The following is a 16,708-nucleotide window of genomic DNA, read 5'->3' on the forward strand; positions in this document are numbered from 1 at the left end:
GAGGTGTTTATATATATGGAAAAGCAATATCGAGTCTTACTTTACTATCAATATGTCCCCATCGAGGACCCAGAGACGTTTACAGCAGAGCATTTAGCATTCTGTAAGGAACTTGGATTATTAGGCCGTATCCTTATCTCATCAGAAGGCATCAACGGAACGGTTTCTGGTACCATTGAGCAAACGGACAAGTACATGGAAGCATTAAAAGAAGATCCGCGCTTTGCGTCTATGCCGATCAAAATTGATGAAGCAGACGGTCATGCGTTTAAAAAAATGCACGTCCGCCATCGAAATGAACTAGTGAATCTGAGCCTTGAAGATGATGTGAACCCGTTAGAATTAACAGGTAAACATCTTAGCCCGGTTGAATTTTACGAGCAAATGCAATCACCTGATACCGTTGTGATTGATGCACGTAATGATTACGAGTTTGATGTTGGTCACTTTAGAGGGGCTGTTCGTCCTGATATTGAGACGTTCCGTGAATTACCGGAGTGGATTCGTGACAATAAAGAGATTCTTGAAGGGAAAAAAATTCTGACGTATTGCACAGGTGGTGTACGTTGTGAAAAATTCTCAGGCTGGTTAAAGCGTGAAGGCTTTGAAGATGTATCTCAGCTTGACGGCGGAATTGTCACGTACGGAAAAGACCCGGAAGTTCAAGGGAAGCTTTGGGATGGTCAATGCTACGTGTTTGATACTCGCTTAACAGTGCCTGTGAATCAAACAGAGCATGTGGTTGTCGGAAAAGATTTCTTCACTGGTGAGCCTTGCGAGCGTTATGTGAACTGTGCAAACCCTGCATGTAACCGCAAAATGATTGCAACAGAAGAAAGCGAGCATAAATATATGCGAAGCTGCAGCCATGAATGTCGTACAAGTGAACGTAACCTATATGTGAAACAGCATAATCTGTCTGAAGAAGAAGTGCAAGAAAGATTAGCTGTGATTGAACAAGAACAAGCGATCTCACAAGGATAGAGGACTCCTCTATCCTTTTTTCTATACAGAAGAAAGAGGGATTCATTTCCTCTTTCTTTTTTGTTTTGTTTTTTTCAAAATAAGGGTAAAGGTAGTTATTCAGTCTACTAGATTGATCATTGGAAAAACGCTTTCTTGAGAAATAAGCATGTTCGACTATTTCAGAAAATGGAGAATTGAGAGATAATAAAGCAGGCGAAAAAATGAACAAGGGTAAAGATTTAGTTAAAGAAATATTTGTTAATTGAATAAAAGTTGAACTGCAATGAAAGAAAGGCGCTTATTTGGGCACATGCTTTGTATTTTAATCGAAAGGTGTTATGAACATGAATCATTTACATCGTAGAATGGGAACTTTCGCTTTAATGATGGTAGGTCTTGGCTCAATCATTGGTTCAGGATGGCTATTCGGTGCTTGGCGTGCCGCTCAAATTGCCGGCCCTGCGGCTATTTTATCCTGGTTGATTGGGATGGTTGTGATTTTATTTATCGCTTTGTCTTATAGTGAACTCGGATCGATGTTTCCAGAGGCAGGCGGAATGGTGAAATATACGCAATATTCACACGGCTCTTTTATAGGATTTATTGCGGCTTGGGCAAACTGGATCGCTATTGTCTCCGTCATTCCGGTTGAGGCGGTGGCTTCTGTCCAGTATATGAGTTCTTGGCCTTGGGAATGGGCAAAGTGGACAACCCATTTGGTCACAAAAGGGGTGTTGACGACAGAAGGACTCATGGTCGCCAGTGTGCTGCTTGTGATTTACTTTCTACTTAATTACTGGACAGTAGGATTATTTTCAAAAGCGAATACATTCATTACTGTGTTTAAAATTGTCATTCCAGGGTTAACCATTGGTGCGCTCTTATTCGTAGGTTTTCATAGTGAGAATTTTACTTCTGGAACAAGTATTGCTCCTAACGGCTGGGCGAGTGTGCTGACAGCTGTTGCGACATCAGGAATTGTGTTTGCCTTCAATGGCTTCCAAAGCCCGATTAATATGGCGGGTGAGGCGAAAAATCCAGGGCGATCCATTCCGATTGCGATTGTTGGATCCATTTTGATTGCGACTGTTATTTATGTACTTTTACAAATTTCCTTTATCGGTGCTGTCGATCCATCCATGATTGTGAATGGATGGGGCCATTTGAATTTTAACTCACCATTTGCTGACCTTGCCATTGCGCTTGGGATTAACTGGCTGGTTCTGATTTTATATGCAGATGCGTTTGTATCCCCTTCTGGTACAGGAATAACGTATACAGCGACGACGTCTCGCATGATTTATGGAATGGAAAAAAATAAGTATATGCCAAGTGTACTTGGTCGTCTGCACCCTATTTATGGCGTGCCTCGTCCAGCGATGTTTTTTAACTTAGCTGTCTCGTTTATCTTTCTGTTTTTATTTAGAGGCTGGGGTGTACTAGCGGAAATCATATCAGTTGCGACACTTATTTCTTATCTGACAGGACCAGTAACGGTCATGACGCTGAGAAAGACAGGGACAGATTTATATCGTCCGCTTCGAATAAAAGGACTCAGCATCATCGCTCCTCTCGGTTTTGTCTTTGCGTCATTGACGCTTTATTGGGCGAGATGGCCGTTAACAGGTCAGGTGCTATTCATTATTCTCATCGGTCTTCCGATCTATTTTTACTATCAAGCAAAATCGAAGTGGAAAGGCTTCGGCCGTAATGTCAAAGCGGGTGCTTGGATGGTCGTATACTTACTTGTGATGATGACCATTTCCTGCCTTGGTAGTGACAAGTTCGGCGGTTATAATGTCATTCATTATGGTTGGGATATGGCTCTTATTACAGTGGTTTCCTTGCTGTTTTATATGTGGGCACTCAAAAGTGGATTTGAAACAGAATTTCTAGAGGATGCGAAAAAAATCAATGATGAGCTGCGCACTTCTTCGCAAGAAGCCGCATCATCTAAAGAATAAAGGAACGGCTGCCTGAATATCATGGGCAGCCGTTTTATTTTGATAAATGATGCATCACACGCTGCCTGAGCCAAGTGGTCACACCGCGCAAAACAGCTGCTGTGACAAATGAGATGAGCACATACTTCCAAAGTAGATTCATACCTTGTCCACTAAGCAAAAACACGATTCCTAGAAAAACGAGTGTGAATAGAAGCATGAATAAAAATGATGCTGACCAGAAAAAAGCCTTCACTGAAGGTCACCTCCTTGGAGTATTGTATGCAGTCAATTGAAGGATCAGACCAGCTATGAAAGGGTATAATCATGGTGAAATCTATTGCCAAAGTCAGATAAAAACACCAAGTGATTTGACAGTTGTGTTAAGATGAGAGCATATTTTGAGTGAAGATTGTGGTTCATAGACGGAGGTGTTTGGGGTTGCAAATACAAAAAGTTCTAAACAATAATGTCATTAGTGTAATAGATGAACAAGGAAAAGAAATCGTCGTCATGGGGAGAGGTATCGCGTTCCAGCGGCGACCTGGGGATCCGGTAGACGAATCATTAATCGATAAAGTCTTCCGCCTAGAGGATCATTCCGTTCATGAGCGGATGAAAATGCTGCTTCTGGAGGTTCCGTATGATGTGGTCAAGGTGACCGAAGAAATGATTCAATATGCACATACAAAACTGAACCGAAGATTAAACGAAAGTCTGCATGTATCACTCGCAGACCATATTCATTACGCCATCGAACGATTGAAGAAAAATCATCTCATTGAGAATTCGCTCATTTGGGAGATTAAACGCTTATACAAAGATGAATTTCTTGTCGCAAAGGACTGCCTTGAGATGATTGAAGAGCGTCTACATATTGAATTGCCTGAGGATGAAGCAGGCTTTATTGCTATGCATATCATTAATGCAGAGCTCAATGAGGACATGAATACAACGGTCAATATCACAAAAGAAGTAAATGCCATTCTCACCATTGTGAAATATCACCTCAATATGGAATTTGATGAAGACTCACTCAACTTTTATCGTTTTCTCACGCATTTACGCTTTTTCGTCCAGCGTCTGATTAACGAAACAATGCTTGTCAGCGAAGATCAGGACTTGTATCAGCTGATCAAGGTAAAATATCCAAAGGCATACGAATGTGCAAAGAAAATCGCAGAATACGTCTATCAAACCTATCACCGAGACCTTACATCAGAGGAGATGCTGTATCTTTCTATTCATTTGAATCGATTGATCAAACGAGAAAATTAAAGGTAGTTTTGAAAAGAAAGCGTTGACATGAGAAAAGTTGAGTGGTACTATTTGCTCATAAACATAAAAAAATACGGTTTCACAATGATCGTCTTAGAGGATTGTGACTGTTCGGCAGGCAAAACCTAAACGTTCACTGAAAAAGCGCAATAGCAAGTTGCGACTATTTTTGGTGCCCGTTTAGGTTTTTATTTTGCCTAAAAACGTATTTTTTTGAAAAAAAGGGGGTTTTTGTATGAGTTATCGTCAATTAGCAGAAGACATTATGAAACACATTGGCACAGAGAAAAACGTTCATTCACTGGTCCATTGCGCTACGAGACTTCGCTTCACATTAAATGACCGATCAAAAGCAGACAAAGCAGCCATTGAAAAATTAAATGGTGTTGTGACCGTTATGGAAAGCGGTGGTCAATTTCAAGTCGTCATTGGGAATACTGTACCAGAGGTTTATCGAAAGATTGGGGAGTTTACGAATCTATTAGAGGAGTCCACTTCTTCATCTGCAAAATCTGGTGGAGAGAGCACGAGCCTTTTCGGAAAATTCGTCGACATTGTCTCTGGTATTTTCACACCACTTCTCGGTGTTATGGCGGGTGCTGGTATTTTAAAAGGTCTATTAGGTATATGTATCAATGCGAAATGGTTAACACCTGAAGATACGTCGTATCAAATTTTATTTGCTGCGTCTGACAGCTTGTTCTACTTCTTGCCATTACTGCTCGCATTCACTTCGGCGAGGAAGTTTAAAGCGAATCCATTTGTCGCTGTGACGATTGCTGGTGCACTTATTTACCCTACCATTCAAGAATTGTCAAAAGGCGGCGGAGATGTGACCTTCTTCGGTATTCCAGTCGTCTTAATGTCTTATACATCAACGGTTATTCCAATCATTTTGGCAGTGTTTGTCATGGGATATATCGAACGTTTCTTTAACAAAGTCATTCATGAAAGTGTCAAAAACTTTATTACACCACTGATCTTACTTGTCACGGTTGTTCCGTTGACACTCATTGTATTCGGACCATTTGGTGTGTATGCAGGGAACGGCATTGCCGCTGTCTTGCTGAAAGTATTCTCCTTTAGTCCTACACTTGCAGGTGCTTTAATTGCGATGGCATGGCAGGTTCTTGTGATCTTCGGTATCCACTGGGGTCTAGTGCCAGTCATTTTAAATAATATCGCTGTCCATGGAAAAGACCATATTAAGCCGGCGACTGCGCCAGCTGTATTTTCACAAGCCGGTGCTTCTATCGGTGTTATGCTGAAAACAAAAAATAAAAAGCTGAAATCATTGGCTGGATCGACAGCGGTTTCTGCCGTGTTTGGGATCACAGAGCCAGCTGTATACGGGGTCACGCTTCGTTTGAAAAAACCATTTATTGCAGCCGTTATCTCTGCTGGGGTCGGCGGTGCGATCATCGGTTATTCACAAAGTATTGCGATTGCGTCAGGACTTCCAAGTTTACTGACACTTCCGATTTTCTACGGACAAGGGTTTACAGGATTCATCATGGGAATCTCGGTCTCGTTTGTTCTATCCATCGTCTTGACTTACTTGATTGGATTTAAGGATCCAGTAGATGAAGATGAAACGCCAGCACCGGCTGCCGCGCCAACATTGGAAAACGAACATGGGGTCAAAGCAGCTCATGTGAAAAGTCCTTTAAAGGGTGAGGTGATCAAGCTGGAGGAAGTGCAGGATAAGGCATTCTCATCCGGTGCACTAGGAAAGGGTGCAGCCATCATTCCATCAGAAGGCAAGCTGTTTGCACCAGTATCAGGAGTTGTGACAACGGTGTTCCCAACAGGTCATGCGTACGGTCTTACTTCTGAAAGCGGAGCAGAAGTGCTCATTCACATTGGACTTGATACCGTACAATTAGGCGGGCAGCATTTTACCCCGAAAGTCGTACAGGGGCAAACCATCACTGAGGGCGAGTTGCTTGCGGAGTTCGATATTGAAGCCATCCAAGCTTCCGGCCTGTCCGTCACAACACCAGTGATTATTACCAATTCAGGTGAGTTTAGCGATATCATAGAAACAGAAGAAAAACAAATCACACCAGGACAATCATTTTTACATCTCGTTTAATCAAAAGGAGGAAAAAATATGAGATATTCAACACTAGCACCATTTCCAAAGGACTTTTTCTGGGGCGGATCTACTTCCGCCTATCAAGTAGAAGGTGCATGGAACGAGGATGGCAAAGGGCCATCTGTCATTGATATGAGAGCAAGTTATCCTGAAGGAACAACAGATTTTAAAGTCGCAAGCGATCACTATCACCGCTATAAAGAGGATGTGAAGATGTTTGCAGAAATGGGTTTGAAGGCTTATCGTTTCTCTATTGCATGGACACGGATCATTCCAAATGGAGATGGGGAGATCAATCAAAAGGGGATTGAATTCTACCATTCTCTCATCGATGAGTTGCGCCGTTATGATATTGAACCAATCGTGACAATGTATCATTTTGATCTGCCTCATGCACTTCAAGTAAAAGGCGGTTGGTCAAATCGTGCGACAGTCGATGCGTTTGAACGGTATGCAAAGGTTCTATTTCAGGAGTATGGTCAGAAGGTGAAATATTGGCTGACCATTAATGAACAAAACATGATGATCTTACATGGATCAGCGCTCGGTACACTTGATCCAAATTTAGAAAATCCGAAAAAAGAACTGTATCAGCAGAACCATCATATGCTCGTCGCTCAAGCGAAAGCCATGACGCTTTGTCATCAAATGCTGCCTGAAGCGAAAATTGGACCAGCGCCAAACATTGCGCTCATTTATCCGGCTTCTCCAAAGCCTGAGGATGTACTTGCTGCGGCGAATTACAATGCGATCCGCAACTGGCTGTATCTTGATATGGCTGTCTACGGCCGCTATAACAACCTTGCTTGGGCATACATGAAAGAAAAAGACATTCTTCCTGTCATTGAAGAGGGAGATATGGATATTTTGAAAAGTGCGAAGCCAGACTTCATTGCCTTTAACTACTACACATCTCAAACGGTTGAAGCGAGTAAAGGAGATGGCAACGATGAATTTGCTCGCGGCGGAGATCAGCATTTGAAATCTGGTGAAGATGGCGTATATAAAGGCGGCAACAACCCGTACCTAAGTAAAAATGCGTTTGGCTGGGAGATTGACCCTGTCGGCTTCCGATCAACGATGCGAGAGATTTATGACCGTTATCAGTTACCTCTTATTATCACGGAAAACGGATTGGGTGCTTTCGACAAATTAGAAGAAGATGGATCGATTCAAGATGACTATCGAATTGATTATTTAGAAAAACATATCGAACAAATCAAATGGGCGATCACAGACGGCGTTGAGGTCTTCGGATACTGCCCGTGGTCTGCAATCGATCTAATCAGCACACACCAAGGATGCTCCAAGCGCTACGGATTCATCTACGTCAACCGTGATGAATTTGACCTAAAAGACCTGAAGAGAATTCGTAAAAAGAGCTCTTACTGGTATGAAACATTAATTCAGCAAAATGGAGAGAACATCGGGGAATAACATATGAAAAAGCCAATCACCTTATGAGGTGGTTGGCTTTTTTGATTTCACTTTATTGGCAAGATCATATTATTTGAGTTGTTTTAAAAAGATAGCCTGATTTTAACAGCCTAATAAACTACTTTCTTTTATAATCCGAAGAAATTTTGCTGTTTCGAATGCTACATCAGGTGGAAGGCCTGCCTGTATAAACATTGCGCTACTTTGTAAAAAAACTGATATAGCTTTCTTTGCTATTGTGTTGAGAATATCTTGCGCCATTGTTAAGGACCATATGCATTTCGGCTTGTATCATTTGTCTACCACAGAAATTTTCATCAAAACGAAGTTCTAAAAAATAAAAAAATGATTGCGGACACCGCAACCAAAAAAGTAATTTTCTTAAATCTATCTTAAATATATTGATACACTCATTTTGATTTGATAACCTTGATTTTGGAATTTAATACAAAAGGAGGAATATAAACAAAATGTTCAAAAAAACACTCTTAGTCCTAATTACCCTAGCGCTTGTCATATCAATAGGGTCTCCATTTTCATCAGAAGCATCAGCAGAAACACACTCTATCCATTCACAAGAATTAGAAGCGTTAGTAACACCGACGGTTCTACAAAATGAACAAGCTAACAAAGAATTAGACGAACTTGAAATGAAAATGGGGGAATACATAGAAAGCCTTCCATTTACAGAAAAAGAATTTGAAAACATGACAGAGTCAGAACAAAATAAAGTGATCGATCAATATTTCAACAATGAAGAATTTTTAGCTTTAGAAAACCGAATGAAACAACTTGACTCCAAAAGTAGTCAGAGTGAAATCACAACACAAGCACTACCAATATTCTTCGTACCAATCGCAATGACCGTAGGAAGAGTAGCTTTAATGGCCATCAGATCAAAAGGCGCAAGAACAGCACTTAAATATCTAAAAAATCGAATAAAAGGATTCGGTAAAAATTACAAAATTAAATGGGATGTAAGAAATGATAAAGGACAACTTAGAAGTTTAGTTGTCGTCCTACACAAAGGAAAGAAAAAAACAACAAGAGTATTTGCTGTAGACAATGGAAAAATCCCTTTAATACCAAAAACTTCAACTTGGTATTGGCATTTCCATGTAGCCCCAAAAGATAAAATACACCATGCTCTCAGAGCATCAGTACCAAAGAAATACAAAGCAAGTCCAGGAGAAACAATATTACACTAAAAAACCCCTAATTTTTAGGGGTTTTTTTCTCTTCATGACTTGTAACTATATCAACTGGATGTATCAAGTTTTCATCATCATTATCCTCATCAATGTAAGGCATAATAAGTGAATCCAACTCTTCCTTGTCATCGACTAAAGCAACGTAAGTTGTATAATCCTCTAAATCTGATGGAAACAATTCAGCTTGACCAACATTACTTTTCAATGCTTGGTCAATAGCACTCTTTAATTCTATTAAACCCTCACGATTACCAATAATATAAGAATCCATATGCCAACTTTTTTGAGCATAAATATGACAAATCTTATCCCTATCTTTCATCATCTCATTACACCTTTCCTGAAAAATTTAAATGATTATGTTTTTTCAACCTGCTTCGTTGCCGCAATTATTTTTTTAGTTTCTTGAGTTTCTCTTATAGCTTGAAATAGCTTTTTATCTATTTTAATAAGACTTCTTTGTATGTATTCTTGCTGTTTTTAACTTTCTGGAGGTGACAAATCCCATCTTACTCTCTACTTCCATTATACCCCGAATATCATCTCATTTATAGACTGTTTCTCGCCCATATGAAGCCGTATACTGTTATACGCAAGTCAAAAACGATAAGGGGCGTGGCTGTATGAATGACAAGCAACAAGTTTTAGACCCTGGTCCATTTTTTCATGGGACGAAAGCAGAATTGAAGATTGGGGATCTGCTTGAACCGCAGTATTTATCCAATTTTCAGGAGAAAAAATCAAACCATATTTATTTCACCGGAACATTAAACGCAGCCAAATGGGGTGCTGAATTAGCAAGATCTGATGCGAAAGAGAGAATTTATCTTGTAGAACCGTTAGGCGAGTTTGAACATGATCCGAATTTGACAGACAAAAGATTTCCCGGCAACCCAACACGTTCTTATCGGTCGAAATCCCCTTTGAAAATTGTCGCAGAATTAGGTTCATGGGAAAGACATTCCGATGAAGAAATTGAACATATGCTGAGCTCTTTAAAGAAATTAAGTGAAGAAGGAAAAAATGTCATATACGATTGATGATTCTCAATCACACGAAGGCCGCCTCATCAACAACTGGGCGGCCTTTTGTTTGATCTTATTGAAACAACGCATTCATTAGCTCATCAAATGTTTTTGATTGATTCAGGGAGTGAATGCGGTTTGGATTGTCCAGTAAATCGACGGCCTGTTCAAAGAATTGATTCATGTAGGCTGCGTCATCTTTATGAATGGCTAATAAAAAGACAAGTGATACTTGGTTTCCCTGCCAATCAATCGGCTGTTTTAAGTGTGCAATGGCTACGCAGGATGTGCCTTCATTTGTGATGAGCGGGTGCGGCATGGCAATTCCTTTTCCAAGATAGGTAGATGACATTTGCTCCCGCTCAAGCACCGAGGATCGAAAAGAAGGCGATACTAGGTGATACGTTTCTAAACGGCTGCATAATGCGTCTAATACCTCTTCCTTACCGGATAGGTCAGCATTCAATATGGTCAATCGTTCTTGAAAAAACGCCATCAGTTCTTGCGAGGGAGTCCCGTGTCCATTTAATAAATGAATGACCTCATTCACTTGCTGTACATCATGTTGTTCAAAAAAGGCGCTGACCTGTATCACTGGTTTTCCCTTTGATGCGAGTGGGACCGTTGTAATGATGACATCACAGGGAAGGGTGGTGCTCATGAGATAATCCTGATAGGAATAAAGCTCGACGATGTCCAGTTCATGCTGAAAGGCTGTCTTCAACTTAATTTCAAGCAGTCTTGCCGTCCCTAATCCAGACCCGCACACGATAATCGCTTTCTTTTTTTGCGAGGTGTCGAGCTGACTTCTTTCAAATGAAGCAGCGATATGCAGGGCAACATATGCCGCCTCATCTTCATTTGGCGTCCGCACCAGTTGTAAGGCATTCAGCCCGCTGACAGCCAAATCAAACGGGTATGGATAGGATGTTTTGATTTCATGCAACAGCGGATTTTGTAAGGATACGCCATATTGGATTCGATTTAATAATGGTTTCATATGAAGCATCAAGTCTTGCTGCAGGATGTTGTCATCTGCAAATCGATGGCCGCTCATTTTCTCAATGTGCTGTAGAAAGACCGCAACCGCCTGCTGAACCTCCACTGTCGTCTGATGCTGGGCGGCTTCTTTCCACGTTTGATTTGCCAATAGATGCATGACTAAGTAATCTGTTTCATCCTCTGACAAGGTGACATGAAAGGTATCACTCACTTGATGTATGATCTTTTGAGCAATTCTCACCAAAACAGGTGATCGTTGTGTACGAGCGGTACTGGCGGGTATCCGCTGGTTTTTTCGTGTTTGCTGAATCGCAATCGCTAAGTGAATGACTAAGTTTTTTAAGGCAATGTCTTTAATGAGCAATGACTCTTGATGCAGGTTCGTCAAAACAATAGATCGAATGGTTTCAAGAGAAATATCAGGAAAATGGAGCTGCTCCCGCTCGGTGATATGAGAAAGCGCAGGCTCTTCTTCAAGGAGTAAGTCTGCATAGCATGTTCTTTTTTGTAGCTCGTCTCCTTCGATTTTCAAGCCAAATCCGGGCTTTGACACAAGAGCCATACCGTAACGGGCTAACAGCTCTCGTCCTTTTTTTAAATCACTGCTGACTGTCATGCGACTGATAAACAATTCTTCGGCTAGCTGGTCAATTTTTAAGTAATCCTGTTGAAGCAATAGCTTCCTCATGATGAATCGTACACGCTCTTCTGGCATGACGGGGACGAGTGAGCGGGCAGGAAGTTTCTGCTGATGAAGCCAAAGCAGGAAGGCATCTTGATCACTCGTTAATAGGGTGTATCCCTTTCCGCGGATCGTTTTAATCTTGGCTCCAGCTTCCTTTAATTGCTCATTTGCTTCTTTGATTAAATGACGGATGGATCGGTCAGATAAGCGAAAAGAGGCAGTGAGCTCCTCTAGCTTCACGAACCCCTTCGTTTCGAATAGCCGCTGGATCAGCTGATAGGTTCGAGGATCTGCCGTCATCATCATTGCGCGGCTCCTTTTGCCTGTAAGGCATCAGTACCAAGAGCGATAGCGCCCATTAAACCTGATAATCCATCAAAGGATGGCTTGGTGATAATTTTATTTAAAGGCTTTGGTAGTTGTAAATACCCATGAAGCCGCTTTTCTGTTTCCTCAAGAATGAGCGGCAGCATAGCGGGCTGTTTCATGACACCTCCGCCTAGAATGATGCGTTCTGGTGAAAGGGTGAGTAATAGATTGGCGGTCATCTGCCCGAGATAGTAGGCGTGAAGTGACCAAGTAGGATGGTCCTCTGGCAGCATGGGGGCCAGTGTATGGTAACGTCCTTCTATGGCAGGTCCAGATGCCAGTCCCTCTAAACAATCATGATGTATAGGGCAGCAGCCACCGTAGGAATCATGAGGGTGCCGCTGTACTGTGATATGACCCATTTCTGGATGCAGCAACCCGTGAATGAGGCGATGTTCAATATAGGCACCGCCACCTATCCCAGTTCCTACAGTGATATAGACCAAAGAAGCAGGCTTTTCTGCTTCAAGCGAAAAGCGGGCTTCCCCGAGTGCTGCACAGTTCACATCGGTATCAAGCTTCATCGGGAGCCCAAGGGCTTGTTTTAAGGTAGAGAGGAAAGGGAATTGGCGCCAAGCTGTTTTGGGTGTCTCTAAAATCGTCCCATAGCTTGGGCTGTGCTCTTTTACATCGACGGGCCCAAACGCCCCAATGCCAATGGCATCGACTGGATGCTTTGTAAAGTAATCGATCACTTGCTGGCATGTTTCAATTGGATTTCCTGTTGCAAAGGAAGTCATGTGTTCAATCGTTCCGTCTGTTGTTCCGTAGCCGCAGACAAATTTTGTTCCGCCTGCTTCAATGCCTCCAATTCGCATGATCAATGCCCTCCATTAAAGAGGGGCGGAATCCAAATGGATCCCGCCCCTACATGTTCATTTTTTCTTTACAATGTAGGTTTGTACCTGACAAGGTGTGAGCGGTTCAATGTGTAATGATCCATGTTGTGCTTTGAGTATATGTCCTTCAGGTGTTTCGCCTAAATTCGCTGTTTCTCCGTGTTGTAGAGATGAACTATTGATTGAAGCGGCTGTTTGACGCGTCAAAAATGGATTGAACAGACGGATGACAATGCCTGTTCCATGCTCTTCTTTTTTCAGAGCACTAAGAATGGCTCCGTCTGTTTCGATGTCAAGCAGGCTATAAGTAGATTGTAAGTCTTCTTTTTCATCTCGGAAAGAGAAAATTAAACGCCCGTTTAAAAAATCTGCCCGTTCGTAGCATTGAACTGGTGTGGTATACCGCTTGGCGAGCTGTGCTAAGTGCCCCTCGCTGACAGCGTCCTTGCTATAGTGCATGCCAAATGAGAACGACAGTGCCCCTTGCAGCTGAGCGTCAGGTGTCTCCACAATTTTTTCACCAGATGCGCGACCTGGACGGTAAAGGAGGTTTTCTTTCCCCATTTTTCCGAAACAGCGGAAGAGCGTATATGCAATCGTTGTATAGTCTTCTCCTGTGATCTGGTATTCTCTCACGCAGTCCGTCAATAGAGCGACACCGTATGCTTCATCACGAAGTGCAGTAAAGGATTGCATCGGTTCAATGGTGATCGGTTTTTCTTCCCAATGTTCATTGTTCCACCATTCAAGCTCTTGCGTGAGCTCAGTTGGGCGTTCGATGGTTCCAAACTGCTGATCGCTCAGTGATACTTTTGATGCGATGCCTGTATCAAAGAGGACACGCAGACGATGGTCTAACGCATGATTGTCGACATCGACATGAAAACGGATGACAGGCTCATCTTTGTTTAATGCCACCTTCGCTGTAATCGGAAGTGAAGTCGTAACCGATTGCTGAGAGCGCTCTTTTAAATCATATGGGACAGTAAGAGTCAGTTGGATGGTGAGCTCTTCTTGCAAGCCGCTTTTAGACACTTTGATGTCAGCCGAAGAAAGATCCTTGGATGACACATACAGATCCTCGCGCGGCGGGGAATAGTTGTAGGAATCCCCATCGTCTCCATTGTCTTCAAAGATCATTTGCTCAGAGAATGTCCGGCCAGTTTGTTTATCTGTGATGTCCAGTGACCCATTGTCGTTTGCCGTAATGCGGTAGTACGTATTTTCAATCGCATGTCCGTCTGTTTGTTCCCATACAGATTCGCTCGATTCATCGAAAACCATGCTGACTTGTGTATAACCAACGGATGGTAAGCTGGTGGCTTCGATCAGTAAAACGGCTTTCCATACCTGCTTTGGCATGTACACTTCTTTACTTGGGTTAAGGGAAATTTGCTGTGCCAGCACATAATCTGTGACATTGGTTTTGCTTTTCACTGTGTACGCAAGTGTTCTCCCATGTGCATCCTTTAGTGTAAATGGACGTTCCGTGATAAAGGTTTCGACTTCAATGACTTCAGAACGTTTTGAAGGCAAGGTATTAAATAATGTGAGTGTAATTTCTTGCTCAGTTTGCAGTCGAATGGCAATGAGGCGCATGTGTAGGTCCACAAGGTTCTCGGCGATTTCCTTTGCCTGCTTGTAGCGGAAAAAGACGTCTTGATTCGTTGTATCACTATTACATCCGCCAATGCTGTCATGCGCTGCATTTTCAAACATGAGGTACCAAATATCACGAACCGTGTCATGCGGGTAGTCGTGTCCGAGTGAATAGCTGATCGTGAGGATCGGCTCCATCACATTGACAAGATAGTTTTCAATTTGGTTGTTTAAGATTTTTAAATCAGCTCGTGTTGAAAAAATAGATTTGTGAATTCGCATGTGCTTCGCATGAATGAGCTCTCCTTGTAATGTTTCAAAAGATGTCCGCTCTTTTTTCACTGCTGCAATGTAATCTTCTAAACTGCTGATTTGATAGTGATGCTCGTCCAGTTCATTGGCTTTTTCTAATAAGTCAGGCAGATTTTTGCGGATGGGTGCCTGGTCAAAGCCATTTGGGAAATAGACATTCTTTGTGGTGGCCTTTGCTTGCAACGCACCGATTTTTTCAGATAAAAAGGCTTGTAAGTCCTCATCCTTTTCAGGAATATTTCCACCGTAGTAGTAGCCAAATGGCAGGTTCACCGCAAAGACTTCACTTCCGTCAGCACCTTGCCAATTGAATTCGGTGTGATTCGTCATATGATCTGAAACGCCGCGCCAAAAAGCCGTATCCACAATACCAAATCCGCGGTAAATTTGAGGCATTTGTGCGGATTGACCGAAAGAGTCAGGGACATAGCCGACTTTCATCACATGACCGAACTGCTGACAGCGTTCAATTCCATATTGCAGGTTCCGTACAATGGATTCACCCGAAATGACGAGTTGGTCGGTTTGGGTATACCATGGGCCGATGATGAGACGTTTGGCTGTGACGAGCTTTTTGATTCGATTCTCATCCTCAGGGCGCCATTTCAAGTAATCATCCAATAAGGATGCTTGGGCATCGAGCATGAAATAATGGAACCTGTCATCTGTTTCAAGGGTGTCTAAAATGTCCATTACGCTTTTCATTAAGTAGATACGGGAGCGGGAGGTGGTGAAATACCATTCCCGGTCCCAGTGAGTATGTGGAATCACATGTACATTGACAGTCATTGATCAACGACACCTTTCTATGTGCAAATTATCCTTCTAGTACAAGGTCAAAATCGTCTTCTTCTTTCTGCTTCTGATCATGCTCCGGTGTTTTTGGTTCTTTTTTCTCAGAGAAATTGACAAGCAGGTTGGCACCAATACCGATGACGAGTGCACCAGTGAGGGCTCCGATTAAATAGGCCCACCAGTTTCCGACTGAGAAAAAGCCGTATAGCCCGCCAATTGGCGGCATGATGTCATGAACACCTAATAATGCAGCAACTCCGCTTCCAGCAGCACATGCGACAACATTGAGCGGAATCAATTTCAAAGGATTGACAAGGGTAAAAGGAATTGCCCCTTCTGTAATACCGATAATGCCCATGACAAGACTGCCACGTCCAGCTTCTCTAAAGGTTGGAGAGAAATTGCGTTTTCGAATCAGTGTTGCAAGCCCGTATCCAAGCGGCGGAATGACAATTGCAATATTGACGAGAATGGCAGGGAGGTAGATGCCTGATAGGAAGAGCGCGTTACCGGCCATCCAAGCCGATTTATTCACTGGTCCCCCAAGGTCAAAGCCAATCATCGCACCTAAAATGAGAGCGAGTGCAAGTGTGCTTGTCCCGTCAGCGACCATACCTTTGATCCATTCAATTAATGCCGTGTTCAAAGCGCCTAATGGCCCGCCCAGCAGAACGGACATGAGAAGTCCAGTTAAGCCAACGGTAATAAGCGGTAAGATGAGCAGAGGAACAAGTCCGGCTGCGGAGCCTTGAATTTGAATTTTTCGTTTCACAAAAAGAGCGACATATCCTGCGAAGAAGCCTGCAATAACGGCACCGATAAATCCAGCATTCGTTGAGCTGGCAAGGGCACCGCCGATGAACCCAGCTGCAAGCCCTGATTTATCCGCAATCGAATAGGCGATAAATCCAGCGAGTAGGACGTTCATTAAGCCAATGCCTGTCCAGCCAACCTGCTCCATTAAATAAGCACCGTGCAATATGCCGCCAGCATCCTTATAGGCGTTTAAATCTGAAACACCAAATCCTAAACCGACTAGTTTTGCTAAACCAACGATAAGGGAGGCACCGATGATCACAGGAAGAATATAAGAGATACCGGTCATGAGATGGCCTTCAATGACTTTTAATTTTGCTTTCATTTTGCTTT

The 16,708-nt window shown here is 42.6% G+C and carries 14 protein-coding genes; 7 read left to right on the forward strand and 7 right to left on the reverse strand.

Going from position 1 to position 16,708, the window contains the following annotated elements:
* Positions 1 to 15 precede the first annotated feature (15 nt).
* Both trhO and NKR21_RS01300 read left to right on the forward strand, forming a co-directional pair.
* Positions 16 to 984, forward strand: coding sequence for an oxygen-dependent tRNA uridine(34) hydroxylase TrhO (trhO, locus tag NKR21_RS01295; RefSeq protein WP_012008780.1), 969 nt, complete (start codon positions 16 to 18; stop codon positions 982 to 984).
* 326 nt (positions 985 to 1,310) lie between these two features.
* Positions 1,311 to 2,930 (forward strand): glutamate/serine transporter AimA, encoded by a 1,620-nt coding sequence (locus tag NKR21_RS01300; RefSeq protein ID WP_119124350.1) that lies wholly within the window; start codon positions 1,311 to 1,313, stop codon positions 2,928 to 2,930.
* A 34-nt stretch (positions 2,931 to 2,964) separates the two neighbouring features.
* Here the strand turns inward: NKR21_RS01300 and NKR21_RS01305 are convergent, their stop codons facing one another.
* On the reverse strand, positions 2,965 to 3,165 hold the full coding sequence (locus NKR21_RS01305; RefSeq protein ID WP_012008782.1) for a hypothetical protein: 201 nt from the start codon (positions 3,163 to 3,165) through the stop codon (positions 2,965 to 2,967).
* 185 nt (positions 3,166 to 3,350) lie between these two features.
* Here NKR21_RS01305 and licT point away from each other — a divergent pair, with 185 nt between their 5' ends.
* The 4 genes from licT (at position 3,351) to NKR21_RS01325 (ending at position 8,930) form a co-directional block, all read left to right on the forward strand.
* A complete protein-coding gene (licT, locus tag NKR21_RS01310; RefSeq protein ID WP_088003787.1) occupies positions 3,351 to 4,187 on the forward strand; it encodes a BglG family transcription antiterminator LicT in 837 nt (278 codons plus the stop codon).
* Between the two features lie 235 nt (positions 4,188 to 4,422).
* Positions 4,423 to 6,282: a beta-glucoside-specific PTS transporter subunit IIABC gene (locus tag NKR21_RS01315; RefSeq protein ID WP_144457213.1), complete on the forward strand. Its 1,860-nt coding sequence runs from the start codon at positions 4,423 to 4,425 to the stop codon at positions 6,280 to 6,282.
* A gap of 18 nt (positions 6,283 to 6,300) precedes the next feature.
* Positions 6,301 to 7,722 carry a glycoside hydrolase family 1 protein gene (locus tag NKR21_RS01320; RefSeq protein ID WP_012008785.1) on the forward strand — a complete coding sequence of 474 codons (1,422 nt, stop codon included), beginning with the start codon at positions 6,301 to 6,303 and terminating at the stop codon, positions 7,720 to 7,722.
* A gap of 470 nt (positions 7,723 to 8,192) precedes the next feature.
* Positions 8,193 to 8,930 (forward strand): hypothetical protein, encoded by a 738-nt coding sequence (locus tag NKR21_RS01325; RefSeq protein ID WP_119124351.1) that lies wholly within the window; start codon positions 8,193 to 8,195, stop codon positions 8,928 to 8,930.
* A 7-nt stretch (positions 8,931 to 8,937) separates the two neighbouring features.
* Here the strand turns inward: NKR21_RS01325 and NKR21_RS01330 are convergent, their stop codons facing one another.
* Positions 8,938 to 9,258: a hypothetical protein gene (locus NKR21_RS01330; RefSeq protein WP_225970043.1), complete on the reverse strand. Its 321-nt coding sequence runs from the start codon at positions 9,256 to 9,258 to the stop codon at positions 8,938 to 8,940.
* Positions 9,259 to 9,290: 32 nt separating this feature from the next.
* Positions 9,291 to 9,398 (reverse strand): DUF3967 domain-containing protein, encoded by a 108-nt coding sequence (locus NKR21_RS21245; RefSeq protein ID WP_119125666.1) that lies wholly within the window; start codon positions 9,396 to 9,398, stop codon positions 9,291 to 9,293.
* Between the two features lie 158 nt (positions 9,399 to 9,556).
* Between NKR21_RS21245 and arr the strand changes: the two genes are divergently transcribed.
* Positions 9,557 to 9,973, forward strand: a complete 417-nt coding sequence (gene arr, locus NKR21_RS01335) for an NAD(+)--rifampin ADP-ribosyltransferase (RefSeq protein WP_144457211.1) — start codon at positions 9,557 to 9,559, stop codon at positions 9,971 to 9,973.
* Between the two features lie 58 nt (positions 9,974 to 10,031).
* On the opposite strand, the gene NKR21_RS01340 is transcribed toward arr, so the two are convergent.
* From NKR21_RS01340 to NKR21_RS01355, 4 genes are read right to left on the reverse strand one after another with little or no spacing between them, the layout of a single operon-like run.
* Positions 10,032 to 11,951 carry a BglG family transcription antiterminator gene (locus tag NKR21_RS01340; protein WP_119124353.1) on the reverse strand — a complete coding sequence of 640 codons (1,920 nt, stop codon included), beginning with the start codon at positions 11,949 to 11,951 and terminating at the stop codon, positions 10,032 to 10,034.
* On the reverse strand, positions 11,948 to 12,832 hold the full coding sequence (locus NKR21_RS01345) for an ROK family protein (protein WP_012008790.1): 885 nt from the start codon (positions 12,830 to 12,832) through the stop codon (positions 11,948 to 11,950). Before NKR21_RS01345 ends, NKR21_RS01340 begins: the two co-directional genes overlap by 4 nt.
* 57 nt (positions 12,833 to 12,889) lie before the next feature.
* The gene (mngB, locus tag NKR21_RS01350) at positions 12,890 to 15,553 is read right to left on the reverse strand and encodes a mannosylglycerate hydrolase (RefSeq protein WP_144457208.1); all 2,664 of its coding nucleotides are present in this window, start codon (positions 15,551 to 15,553) and stop codon (positions 12,890 to 12,892) included.
* Positions 15,554 to 15,581: 28 nt separating this feature from the next.
* The gene (locus tag NKR21_RS01355) at positions 15,582 to 16,700 is read right to left on the reverse strand and encodes a PTS fructose transporter subunit IIC (RefSeq protein ID WP_012008792.1); all 1,119 of its coding nucleotides are present in this window, start codon (positions 16,698 to 16,700) and stop codon (positions 15,582 to 15,584) included.
* Positions 16,701 to 16,708: the final 8 nt, after the last annotated feature.

Source organism: Bacillus sp. 1735sda2 (assembly GCF_024159245.1).
Lineage (GTDB): Bacteria > Bacillota > Bacilli > Bacillales > Bacillaceae > Bacillus > Bacillus pumilus_O.